This is a genomic window from Carnobacterium sp. (genome assembly GCF_032094055.1).
In the GTDB taxonomy this organism is placed as follows: Bacteria; Bacillota; Bacilli; order Lactobacillales; family Carnobacteriaceae; genus Carnobacterium_A.
This window is the reverse complement of sequence record NZ_DAMDAK010000035.1, coordinates 13,508-24,367: the sequence shown is the minus strand read 5'-3', so window position 1 is coordinate 24,367 and position 10,860 is coordinate 13,508. Positions and strand designations below refer to the sequence as shown.

16 protein-coding genes are annotated in these 10,860 nt (G+C 36.0%); 13 read left to right on the top strand and 3 right to left on the bottom strand.

What is annotated here, in order from left to right; all coding sequences use genetic code 11:
* The coding region (locus tag RT405_RS07095) for a penicillin-binding transpeptidase domain-containing protein (protein WP_313468730.1) at positions 1 to 618 on the top strand (618 nt) is incomplete at its 5' end.
* A 61-nt stretch (positions 619 to 679) separates the two neighbouring features.
* Here the strand turns inward: RT405_RS07095 and RT405_RS07090 are convergent.
* Together RT405_RS07090 and RT405_RS07085 are read right to left on the bottom strand one after the other, a co-directional pair.
* The gene (locus tag RT405_RS07090) at positions 680 to 1,195 is read right to left on the bottom strand and encodes a hypothetical protein (protein ID WP_313468729.1); all 516 of its coding nucleotides are present in this window, start codon (positions 1,193 to 1,195) and stop codon (positions 680 to 682) included.
* A 25-nt stretch (positions 1,196 to 1,220) separates the two neighbouring features.
* Complete coding sequence (locus RT405_RS07085; protein WP_313468727.1) at positions 1,221 to 1,571, bottom strand: hypothetical protein; 351 nt, start codon at positions 1,569 to 1,571, stop codon at positions 1,221 to 1,223.
* Positions 1,572 to 1,803: 232 nt separating this feature from the next.
* Between RT405_RS07085 and rpmG the strand changes: the two genes are divergently transcribed.
* The 8 genes from rpmG to RT405_RS07045 all read left to right on the top strand — a co-directional run bounded on the left by rpmG (position 1,804) and on the right by RT405_RS07045 (position 6,972).
* The gene (gene rpmG, locus RT405_RS07080) at positions 1,804 to 1,953 is read left to right on the top strand and encodes a 50S ribosomal protein L33 (RefSeq protein ID WP_034536796.1); all 150 of its coding nucleotides are present in this window, start codon (positions 1,804 to 1,806) and stop codon (positions 1,951 to 1,953) included.
* Between the two features lie 111 nt (positions 1,954 to 2,064).
* Entirely contained in the window at positions 2,065 to 2,631 is a 567-nt protein-coding gene (locus RT405_RS07075; RefSeq protein ID WP_313468723.1) for a 5-formyltetrahydrofolate cyclo-ligase, read from the top strand.
* Positions 2,632 to 2,704: 73 nt separating this feature from the next.
* The gene (locus RT405_RS07070; RefSeq protein WP_313468721.1) at positions 2,705 to 3,010 is read left to right on the top strand and encodes a hypothetical protein; all 306 of its coding nucleotides are present in this window, start codon (positions 2,705 to 2,707) and stop codon (positions 3,008 to 3,010) included.
* A gap of 193 nt (positions 3,011 to 3,203) precedes the next feature.
* The gene (locus RT405_RS07065) at positions 3,204 to 3,905 is read left to right on the top strand and encodes a rhomboid family intramembrane serine protease (RefSeq protein WP_313468719.1); all 702 of its coding nucleotides are present in this window, start codon (positions 3,204 to 3,206) and stop codon (positions 3,903 to 3,905) included.
* A gap of 14 nt (positions 3,906 to 3,919) precedes the next feature.
* The gene (locus RT405_RS07060) at positions 3,920 to 4,135 is read left to right on the top strand and encodes a YqgQ family protein (RefSeq protein WP_313468718.1); all 216 of its coding nucleotides are present in this window, start codon (positions 3,920 to 3,922) and stop codon (positions 4,133 to 4,135) included.
* Between the two features lie 13 nt (positions 4,136 to 4,148).
* Positions 4,149 to 5,123: an ROK family glucokinase gene (locus tag RT405_RS07055; RefSeq protein ID WP_313468716.1), complete on the top strand. Its 975-nt coding sequence runs from the start codon at positions 4,149 to 4,151 to the stop codon at positions 5,121 to 5,123.
* 336 nt (positions 5,124 to 5,459) lie between these two features.
* The gene (locus RT405_RS07050; RefSeq protein WP_313468714.1) at positions 5,460 to 6,482 is read left to right on the top strand and encodes a hypothetical protein; all 1,023 of its coding nucleotides are present in this window, start codon (positions 5,460 to 5,462) and stop codon (positions 6,480 to 6,482) included.
* 97 nt (positions 6,483 to 6,579) lie between these two features.
* Entirely contained in the window at positions 6,580 to 6,972 is a 393-nt protein-coding gene (locus RT405_RS07045; RefSeq protein WP_396163428.1) for a rhodanese-like domain-containing protein, read from the top strand.
* A 56-nt stretch (positions 6,973 to 7,028) separates the two neighbouring features.
* Here RT405_RS07045 and RT405_RS07040 read toward each other — a convergent pair whose 3' ends face one another.
* Complete coding sequence (locus RT405_RS07040; protein WP_313468712.1) at positions 7,029 to 7,259, bottom strand: excisionase family DNA-binding protein; 231 nt, start codon at positions 7,257 to 7,259, stop codon at positions 7,029 to 7,031.
* A gap of 152 nt (positions 7,260 to 7,411) precedes the next feature.
* Between RT405_RS07040 and RT405_RS07035 the strand changes: the two genes are divergently transcribed.
* The 4 genes from RT405_RS07035 to RT405_RS07020 all read left to right on the top strand — a co-directional run.
* Complete coding sequence (locus RT405_RS07035) at positions 7,412 to 8,155, top strand: glycerophosphodiester phosphodiesterase (protein ID WP_313468711.1); 744 nt, start codon at positions 7,412 to 7,414, stop codon at positions 8,153 to 8,155.
* An 11-nt stretch (positions 8,156 to 8,166) separates the two neighbouring features.
* Positions 8,167 to 9,132 (top strand): tRNA (adenosine(37)-N6)-dimethylallyltransferase MiaA, encoded by a 966-nt coding sequence (miaA, locus tag RT405_RS07030; RefSeq protein ID WP_313468709.1) that lies wholly within the window; start codon positions 8,167 to 8,169, stop codon positions 9,130 to 9,132.
* 9 nt (positions 9,133 to 9,141) lie between these two features.
* Complete coding sequence (hflX, locus tag RT405_RS07025) at positions 9,142 to 10,389, top strand: GTPase HflX (RefSeq protein ID WP_313468734.1); 1,248 nt, start codon at positions 9,142 to 9,144, stop codon at positions 10,387 to 10,389.
* A partial coding sequence (locus RT405_RS07020) for a methionine gamma-lyase family protein (protein ID WP_313468732.1) occupies positions 10,386 to 10,860 on the top strand: 475 nt, incomplete at its 3' end. The genes hflX and RT405_RS07020, both read left to right, overlap by 4 nt.

The window sequence follows — 10,860 nt, the reverse complement described above, 5'->3', positions numbered from 1 at the left end:
GAAGGTACTGGTTTTGTCGGTACAGATATTACTGGTGTACAACCGTTGTTCTTCTCATTTGGACAATATGATACGTACACACCCATTCAAATGATTCAATATGTCTCAACTATAGCCAACGGCGGAAAACGGATTGCGCCTAGAATCGTAAGTGAAATTCGCGGTACAGACGAAGACGGCAATTTAGGAGCAGTAGAAACTCAATTAGAGCCTAACATCTTAAATACAGTTAATGTAGGAAAAACAGAATTTTCCCGCGTACAGCAAGGAATGTACCAAGTAGTCCATGGAGCGAACGGTTCAGCAAGAAGTGCTTTTATTGGCGCTGAATACGAGGCTGCTGGAAAAACAGGAACAGCTGAAGCAAGTTATTTTGGACCTGTAGAAAGTGCCCAAGGTTCTTCAGTAGAAAATCGGACGTTTATTGGGTATGCACCTTATGATGATCCGCAAATTGCGGTTACAGTAGTGGTACCGTATTTACCGTTACCGAATACAAGTAGTGAAAACACACAAATTGCTCGTCAAGTATTTGATGCGTATTTCCGTGTAGGGAAGTATAAAAACTTAGATGCTGAAGTAGCTAAAGATGCTGGTTCAGATGACACTGAAGAATAGAAAAAGCAACAAGAAGCACAAAAAAACCGCTAAATATTTAGCGGTTTTTTTGTATTTGAGTTTAACGGCCCATTAAAACATCTGCGATTTTCTGAAAATCCATTTCGCTAGTTACTTCATAAGAACCAGGACGTAAAAGTGAAATATAATCATTTTCTTCAAGGAATGTTTCGAATTCAGATGAATCCTCAATAATTCCTTGATCTTCTAATTGTTGTACAGCAACACTACTTGGATCACCATCATTAATGACGATTGTTGTCTTAACGACTTCTGGCTTGCTTGATTCGCTTGATTTCGTGGCTGAATCCTCTTCTTTTGATTTTTCAGAAGAAGCTGTTTCAGTGTCCTTTGAACTTTCTTTATCTTTAGTTAAGTTAGCAACTTCTGTTTCAGCTAGCAAACTTTCATATTTTTCTTTATAGGATGCTTCTTCTTTGCTTAGTGTAACAGAATCATTTGTAGTCGAATGATCAGCACCTACCTGTGGCTCGTAAAGGAAAAGACGGTATCCAGCCAGAACGATGGCAGAAATCAAAAAACCGAGTGCCATGTAACGTAATGTGGGTTTACTCATTCAAAAAGCTCCTTCGTTTAAATTTTTATTTTGTATTGATATAGTCATCTATCACAACTTTAATGGTTGCTTCTGATAGTCTCGTTTGATTGGCGATGTCTTCAATCGCTACTCCTTGAGTATATAAGGTGATCACATGTTTTTTTAATACGTCATGAATTTTTGCTGATGTAGCTGTTTCTTCTGAATGAATATTTAGTTCTTCTTCAAGGACAGCAACACGTTTTTTTAATTGGTAAATGTCTTGTAATAATTGAAGAGATAGTTCTTCAAATTCTTCTTTAATTTTTTCACCATTATCTTTTTTATAAAAAGACCAGCCAATTAAAGCAATGGCAATAATTAATAAGATAATCACTATTATCCATAAATCCACTATTTTCACCTCTTTTATTTAAACTTCACGTTTGATTTTACCATAATATCTAATAGAAACATAGAATGTAAAAAAAACTTAAACAAATTACAATAAAAAGATACGTAAAGTAAAAAAACTTTACAACCCGCAAAAAAATACTAGCATGTTTTTCAAAAAAATGATATGATATTTAAGTCAGAAGTTTACGAAATGTAACTTCAATTATTGTTTAGTGCTTGGAGGGAAAATCATGCGTGTAAATATCACATTGGAATGTACTGAATGTAAAGAACGTAATTACATCTCAAAGAAAAACAAACGTAACAATCCGGATCGTGTAGAATTTAAGAAATATTGCCCGCGCGAACGCGTCGTTACTTTACATCGTGAAACAAAATAACAACAGAATTTCTGTTGTTTTTTTATACGATGAATTTGGCAAATAAGGATAAAGGAAAAAGTGCTGAGAGAAATTATGCTCAGCGCTTTTTTTCTTGAGGAGGTAAAGCAAGTGTCAAAAAAGGAAATACGGCAGCAAATAATCGAACGGCTGAATAATTTGCCGGTTGCACAAAAAAAAGAACAAGAAAATAGTATTTATGAATTGCTTTTTGGAACGGAACAATGGAAAAAATCTGAAGTAGTAGCTTTAACATTATCACAAAAGTTGGAATTAACTACTTACCCAATTATTGAAAAAGCGTGGAAAGAGGGGAAAACTGTTGTTGTGCCGAGGACGAAAAAAAACCGAGAAATGGATTTTGTGAAGTATTCTTCAACTACACCTATGGAAACTTCATCTTTTGGTTTGCGAGAACCGCTTAAAACATTGACAGCGGTACCTAAATCAAAAATTGATTTAGTGATTGTTCCAGGATTAGCTTACTCGGAAAAAGGATACCGCATAGGTTTCGGCGGAGGTTATTATGATCGGTTTTTAGCAGATTATAAAGGAACCACTCTTTCTTTAGTTTTTAAAGAACAGGAAATAAGGTCATTTCCAGTGGAAACTTTTGATATCCCTATTGATTTTTTAATTACTGCAGAAAAAGTAACGTCCTGCAGAAATGAAAAATAGAAATTCATTCTATTTGGTGTCCTGTCCGACCTTTGGTATACTCATAGTAATTAGAGAAAGGACGGTTTTGCAGATGGATATATGTGAAGTTTTTTTTAGTAATGGTCAGTCCTTAAAGGTCAATGTATCTCAAGCAGCATTTAACGAAATAATCAACACAGAAGACGGTATGCTGGATAGTCGATTAGTTTTATTACAAAACCAAGATGGCGATTCCATTTATATAAATCCTTTACAAGTTGTTTTTGTAACATCAGATTTCAAAAAATCTAAGAATGAAGTATTTACTCTGAGCGAACAAGCAACAGAAGAAGAGCATGAAAGTCATAATTTAGAAGCGATTAAAGATTTAAGTAAAGATATTGATAATATGGAATAGTTTATTAGAAAAAAGCCTGTTGTCAGGCTTTTTTTGTTGAATCATTTTCGTTTTTACCTGCCATTTTAAAATCAGCTGCTGTTGTTCTTTTCTGTTAGCGCGAACAATCGTTTTTTATGCTATAATGAGAAAATAGTGTACATCAGACATTTTTATTATAGTAACTTATGCGATAAAGAATGGAGTTGATGACTTGGATTATCAATTGGAAATGAAAATAAAGCGTTTTTTTAGACAACCCATTCTGACCTATACCTTTTTAGGTATCCAAATTGTGTTGTTTATTTTAATGACTTTTAATGGAGGCAGTACAAATACACAGACATTAATTGAATTTGGCGCAAAGTTTAATCCCTTTATTGCTTGGGGAGAATGGTGGCGGCTAATCACGCCCATGTTTTTACACATTGGGTGGATGCATCTTTTAGTGAACTCAGTTATTTTATACTATCTTGGAATTCAACTAGAAAGCCTTTTTGGTCATTGGCGTTTCGCTCTTATTTACTTATTGAGTGGGCTTGCTGGAAATGCGGTTAGTTTTGCTATGAATAATGCTATTTCTGCTGGAGCAAGCACCGCTATTTTTGGTCTATTTGGGGCAGCTTTAATGTTAGGAAAAACGTATCCTCATAATCCGGCAATCCAGCAACTGTCTAAAAATTTTTTACTGTTAGTTGTAATCAATTTAGTTTTTGGCATCTTTGATTCTTCTATTGATTTAGCCGGTCATATTGGAGGATTTGCTGGAGGCTACTTGGCCTCAACTGCGATTAGTGTCGCAGATCCATTGCCTCGTTGGAAAAAAAGGCGAATATTATATGCGGTCATTTTTCTGGTAATGGTGGTTTTATTTGTAACAATCGGTTATTTGAAAAATCGGTTTCTTGTTAATTAGCAGGTGGTGAGAAAATGAAAACTCTCTATGAAGTGCAGCAAGTGTTAAAACGCTATGGTATTTTCATTTATGTTGGAAAGCGTTTGTGGGATATTGAATTAATGATGATTGAATTAAAGAAGATACACGAACAAGGCTTAATAGAAGATGACGAATACTTAAAAGCCTATTTAGTTCTTAAACAAGAACACCGGGTGGAAGAACAGAAAGAAATGGAAAATAAAGAGTGATGGAGGATACAACATGTCAAGAAAATTAATTGGGATTGATTTAGGCGGAACAACTGTAAAATTAGCTGTGTTAACTGAAGAAGGAGAAGTACAACAAAAGTGGAGTTTGTTAACAGATATTTCTGAAGATGGGACTAAAATAGTCCCTTCAATTGTGGCATCTATTAATGAACACATTGAACGATACGGTATGACAAAAGAAGATTTTATTGGAATCGGAATGGGATCGCCAGGAACGGTAGATTTGCAAAACGGTACGGTAATCGGCGCTTACAATTTAAATTGGAAAACCTTGCAGCCTGTTAAGTTGTTAATTGAAGAAGGAACGGGTATTCCTTTTGCTATTGATAATGATGCTAATGTAGCTGCACTTGGGGAACGCTGGAAAGGTGCCGGAGAAAATGAAGATAATATGGCCTTTTTAACATTAGGTACTGGTGTAGGTGGCGGAATCGTTGCTGAAGGGAACTTACTGCATGGGTCTGTCGGAGCAGCCGGTGAAGTAGGACATATAACTGTGGAGCCCAATGGATATGACTGTACATGTGGTAAAAAGGGTTGTCTAGAGACAGTCGCGAGCGCAACTGGCGTAGTGCGTTTAGCACGAGATTATGCAGATCAATACGCTGGGGAGTCTACGTTAAAAGTTGCTATTGATGATGGCCAACTGGTCACGGCAAAAGATGTATTTGACTTTGCTAAGCAAAATGATGCGTTAGCAGTAAAAGTGATTGATAAAGTTGCTTTTTATTTAGGATTAGCTTGCGGCAATATTGCCAACATATTGAATCCTTCTACTATTGTAATCGGCGGCGGGGTCTCAAATGCAGGAGAATTTTTAGTTGAACAAGTACAAGATTACTTTAATACATTTACATTCCCGGCTATTCGCAGCAGCTGTAAAATACGCTTGGCTCAACTAGGAAATGATGCAGGGGTTATTGGGGCTAGTTCATTGATTAAAGGTATTATGAGTAAAAGTGAATAAGCTGTGATTAGCTGAACCGAATAAAAAAGGCTCCATGAAAATGGAAGTCTTTTTATTTTGGGCAAAAGTATGTAGGACAAATAGTCAAAAAAAGAATCTAATAAACATCAACGATAATCCAATCCAGAACTCAAATAGTTAAAACATGCCAAAGAAAAAGAGCTGTGTTATAATTATAAGCATCAAGACCAATAAGAAAAGGGGTAACAGCATTAATTTAACTGCTAATAACCAGAAACATAAGGTGATGAAATGAAAAAAAACGTGCTTACTGTGCTTAGCGTCTTTGTGTTAGTCTTCTTGTCAGTTTGCTTTTTAGTAAGCTGCAGCAAAGATATGTCTGTCCCTGAAAAAAAAGAAAAAGAGCACGTCCCTCATAAACTTCCATTAAACTATGAAGATTTTAGGAAAGTTGTTGGCTGGCTTTCTGATGATGAACTCCTTGTGCATGCTGGGAAAGAAAATCAAGATACCCTCTATCGCTTTAATCTAATGACGGGGAAATTAACATTGTTGTATGAAGCAGAAGCCATTATTTTAACAACTGCGATTTCTGAAGACAAGCAGTCTGTCCTTGTTCAAATTGCCGACAAAGAAGGGGGCGAACTGCGCATCATCAATTCAGCGGGTGAAGTAAAGCAAAAACTAGCCATTGAAACGAACGGTTATTTGAATGTCAATTGGAATCCTGTTGATCAAGACCAATTATTTATTTCTTATTATAAATGGGAAGAAGAAATGATCATTCAAAAATGGGATATGGAAACCAATCAATTGGTCGATATTCAATCAAAATCTTTGACTCCTATTTGGTATTCTGGCAATCTTTATTTGTATGTAGATAACTTAGATGATTTTACCTTGCAAACTGGCGAACTGTATATGGGCGATATCCGAACAAATGAAATGACGCGTATTCAAAGTCAAGTTACGGGGTTTTACTTAAACAATGATACATTTATTTCATTTTCTCCTTCCGACTTCAATCAAGAAGAATTGTTGTTAAATAGGCAGTATCCTTTTATGGTTGATAAAGGATTTATTACGATTCCAAAAGTCACTATGAATGAGCGATTGGTTTTTCCTAATTTAACGCAATCTGGAAAAAATGGAGATCTTTATGGAGTATTTGCTAAAAAAGCAACACAATTAGAATTGGAATCAGGGGAATTTGAATTTGGAAAGTTGAATTTTGAGACAAGAAAAATTGAACCTATTATTGATTTGCCCGATAATGCTCCAATCAGCATGACTAAAAATCAGCGTTATTGTTTATATGGTTGGCGTTTTGAATACATGATTGATCTAGAGGAGCAGAAGCTCTATCCTTTGATTGAAATGGAAAAATCTTCTTCTTAATTAAGCACTTAGTTAGAGATACAAAAAAAGCTAGTAAAAATCCTTTCTCTTGTGTACAATTATTCATGTGAGTATGAGAGGAAAGGGGTATTTTGAATTGAATGGTAATGTGTTATTAAACACCGTTTTATTGATTATTATTATAGTGTGGGGCGGTTATGAGCTATATCAATATTTCAATCGGAAACGTGCGGCAGTCGAACTGACTGAAGAAGAATTTAAAAAAAATATGCGGAAAGTCCAACTGATTGATGTTCGTGAAAAAACAGACTTTGATGCTGGACATATATTAGGGGCTCGAAACATTCCTTATTCGCTATTTAAAACAAGAATGGCTGAAATCCGAAAAGATCAACCTGTCTACCTTTATGATTATAATAAATCTTTAAGTGGCCGAGCAGCTGTTAAATTGCGTAAATCAGGGTATAAAGAGTTGTACCGGCTTAAAGGCGGTTACCGTGATTGGACAGGAAAAACAAAGAAAAAGTAACCAAATAAAAAATCGCCTCTCACTTTAGAGGCGATTTTTTATTTGGTGTATGTCTATTAGTCCTCATCTTTAATGTCGCTATCATCTGGCAGCGGATCATTCAAGTAATCAATCAACTCTGCCTTATATTGTTCTAATGATTTTAAATAAAGGTTAAATTGATCTTTGTTAACTAAGGGTTCTTCCCCATCGGATACGGTGCGAATTTGCTTTTCACGAACAAGACGGTAAACTTCTGAAATCGTAAGATCCAGATATTCTGCTGTTTCTTCAAGCGTGAGATACATCTGACACCCCTCCATTCTTTTGATATAGTCTATTTTACGCTATTTTGTCAGAAAACACGAGAAAGATCCATTATTTTAAAAGATGAAAATAATGAAACGGTAGTGGACTATGTTATAATAAAAACGTTAACGTTAATAAATGGAGGGTCATTATGAATAAAACCGAAGTCTTTGCTCATAGAGGCAGTAAAGGAACTCATCCAGAAAATACTTTGGCAGCTTTTGAAGAAGCGGTCCGTGTCGGGAGTGATGGAATTGAGCTAGACGTTCATTTAAGTCAGGACCATAAATTAGTCGTCATTCATGATGAAACAGTAGATCGTACAAGTAATGGAAAAGGATTGGTTCGAGAATTGTCGTTGCAAGAATTAAAGCAATTAGACGCCGGCAGTTGGCTCAATAAAGACTATGCAGATTGCCGTATTCCTACCTTACAAGAAGTGATTGATTTTTTGAATGATCGTCAGTTTAAAGGAATATTGAATATTGAACTTAAAACAGATCATTATGCTTATCCGGGAATCGAAGAAAAAGTGGTTGAATTAATAGATAAAACGGAAATCCAATTTAAAATCGTTTTTTCGAGTTTCAACTACCAGACACTTATTCGTTTAAAAAAATTAAATCCTGCTGTTGAGATTGCTTTATTATTTGAAAAAGACGGAAGAGACCTTTTGGTGTTAGATGCCGGTATCCTTGTAACAATGTGGCATCCAGACTTATCTTGGTATCGAAAAAAGGTGGCAACCGATGAAGTGAAAATGGCTGTCCGTCTTTGGACAATCAATCAAGACCAGGAATTAACTTATTGCTTTAATCAAGGAGTATCTGGAATTATTACGGACTATCCGGAGAAAGCTATTGCTTTACGAAATCAATTAGAAACAACGTTTTAAAGGAGAGAAATGTGACTAAACTACCTATTATTGTAATCGTCGGTCCTACCGCTGTTGGAAAAACCAGCTTAAGCATTGCTTTAGCAAAACAGTTTAATGGCGAAATTATTAGCGGGGATTCCATGCAAATTTATAAAAAATTAAATATTGGAACTGCTAAAGCATCTTTAACAGAACAAGCAGGGATTCCTCATTATTTGATTGATGAAGTAGCTGTTTCGGAAAGTTACACTGTATCTGACTTTCAAAAAAGAGGAAGGCAGCTAATACAAGAGATTAGCGCAAAAGGTAAATTACCGATTATTGTTGGAGGAACAGGATTATATATTGAATCTTTACTGTATGCGGTCAGTTTGGGCGGTTCAGGAGAAAATGATTTAATTTTTCGAGCTCAAAAAGAAAAGGAAGCTGCTGAGTATGGTCCAAACTACTTATGGAAAGAGCTCAGACAACTTGATCCGACAGCTGCTGAAAAAATCCATATGAATAATGTCCGACGCGTTATTCGCGCTCTGGAAGTCTACCATGTAACTGGGCAGTTATTTTCTTCTTATCAAAACGAACGGGAAATAAAAGAACCGTTGTATAATATGAAAATAATAGGATTAACGACAGATCGGGAGATGTTGTACGACCGTATCAATGAACGGGTGCATCTGATGGTAGAGCAAGGACTTGAATCAGAAGCGCGCTGGTTGGCTGAACAGCAATTATTAGATGCGCAAGCAACACGCGGAATTGGATACAAAGAATGGCAGCCGTATTTTAAAGGGGAAGCTTCTCTAGATGAAGTGATTGCTGCTATTCAGCAAAATTCAAGACGTTATGCTAAACGGCAATTAACCTGGTTTAGAAATCGGCTGTCAGCTGTCAGCTGGTGGGATTTGGTAAAACAACCGGAAACTAAAAAAGAATTGGTTGAAGAGATTCAACAATTTTTACAAGAACAATCAAAAACAAATCCAAAAGAAAAGTAGGTCATTGTGATGGAAACAAAAAAAGAACAAGAAAAAGTAATCCTCGTCGGCGTTCAAACAACTGAAACAGATTCTGATTTTGCTTATTCTTTGGATGAATTGGCGCAATTGACAGAAACAGCTTTAGGAAAAGTTGTGGGAGAGATAACGCAAAAAAGAGAGCGATTCGATCCGCGTACTTTTTTAGGCAAAGGGAAATTAGAAGAATTGACTCATTTAATAGAAGAAACTGAAGCAGATGTAATCATTTTTAACCATGCGTTAACACCAGGTCAAACTCGGAATATTCAAGAAGTGAGTGATGTGAAAATCATTGACCGTATTCAGTTGATTTTGGATATTTTTGCAATGCGTGCTCGAAGCAAAGAAGGGAAATTGCAAGTGGAGTTAGCTCAATTGCAATATATGCTGCCACGTTTAGCTGGACAAGGCATCAATTTGTCTCGTTTAGGCGGCGGCATCGGCACAAGAGGACCTGGAGAAACGAAACTAGAAACAGATCGCCGTCATATTCGAAATCAAATCAGCGATATCAAGCGAGCCTTAAAAGATACTGAAAAACACCGAGAACGTAATCGGATACACCGTCGAGAAAGCGGGATTTTTCAAATTGGGCTAATGGGTTATACCAATGCGGGAAAATCTACTCTATTGAATGCTTTAACTCAAGCAAAGACCTATGAAGAAAATCAGTTATTTGCTACACTGGATCCTTTAACACGTAAATTGGTATTGCCAATAGGAACAACTGTAACATTAACGGATACGGTTGGATTTATCCAAGATCTTCCAACAGAATTAATCGAAGCTTTTCAATCTACATTGGAAGAAACGCGTGGTGTTGATCTACTGCTGCATGTAGTTGATGCTTCTGCAGAGAACATGGCAGGGCATGAAAGAACGGTAATAGATCTACTAAAAAAACTAAAAATGGATCATATTCCCATGTTGACTGTTTACAATAAAAAAGATTTAGTAGATGGATTGTTTTTCCCGAGTTTATATCCGAATCTATTGATTTCTGCTAAAGATCCAGCAGATATTGAAATTTTATTAGAGGAAATTACAAATCAAATGCAAGAAATCATGGTTCCTTATCAAATTGAAGTAGGAGTAGAAGAAGGACAAAAGCTTGTCCAACTAAAACAAGAAACTTTAGTAACAGCTGAAACCTATGAAGAAGAAACAAACAGTTATATTGTTAAAGGCTATGCAAAAAAAGAGTCAAAATGGAATGGAGAGAATCAATTAAAATGAGTTGGAACAGTCACTTTGCACCAGAGCTAGTTGAAAGAATAAAAAACATTGAAGAAAAAATCAAACCGGTTCATGAACAAATCCATGAGGTTGCCTTATTTAACCAATATAAAGTATTAAAAAGCTTTAGAGACAAAAAAGTTACGGAACAAAATTTTAATCCGTCAACTGGATACGGATACGATGATTATGGCCGTGATACATTAGAAGAAGTCTATGCTGATGTGTTTAAAGCAGAAGCTGGATTGGTCCGTCCGCAAATCATTTCCGGCACACACGCAATTGCTACAGCTTTGTTTGGTGTTATGCGTCCAGGAGATGATCTACTGTATATTACTGGATCTCCGTATGATACATTACTAGAAATAGTGGGAGTTACGGGAGAAGGCATTGGTTCGTTTAAAGAATACCAAATGGGCTATGATCATGTTGATTTGTTACCGGATGGAAATGTGGACTTCGAAGCTGTTC

Excerpts from the sequence above, each read along its gene's own strand:
- RT405_RS07090 (WP_313468729.1), bottom strand. The coding sequence starts at position 1,195 with ATGAGTAAACCCACATTACGTTACATGGCACTCGGTTTTTTGATTTCT.
- rpmG (WP_034536796.1), top strand. The coding sequence starts at position 1,804 with ATGCGTGTAAATATCACATTGGAATGTACTGAATGTAAAGAACGTAAT.
- RT405_RS07070 (WP_313468721.1), top strand. The coding sequence starts at position 2,705 with ATGGATATATGTGAAGTTTTTTTTAGTAATGGTCAGTCCTTAAAGGTC.
- RT405_RS07060 (WP_313468718.1), top strand. The coding sequence starts at position 3,920 with ATGAAAACTCTCTATGAAGTGCAGCAAGTGTTAAAACGCTATGGTATT.
- RT405_RS07055 (WP_313468716.1), top strand. The coding sequence starts at position 4,149 with ATGTCAAGAAAATTAATTGGGATTGATTTAGGCGGAACAACTGTAAAA.
- RT405_RS07050 (WP_313468714.1), top strand. The coding sequence starts at position 5,460 with ATGTCTGTCCCTGAAAAAAAAGAAAAAGAGCACGTCCCTCATAAACTT.
- RT405_RS07040 (WP_313468712.1), bottom strand. The coding sequence starts at position 7,259 with ATGTATCTCACGCTTGAAGAAACAGCAGAATATCTGGATCTTACGATT.
- RT405_RS07035 (WP_313468711.1), top strand. The coding sequence starts at position 7,412 with ATGAATAAAACCGAAGTCTTTGCTCATAGAGGCAGTAAAGGAACTCAT.
- hflX (WP_313468734.1), top strand. The coding sequence starts at position 9,142 with ATGGAAACAAAAAAAGAACAAGAAAAAGTAATCCTCGTCGGCGTTCAA.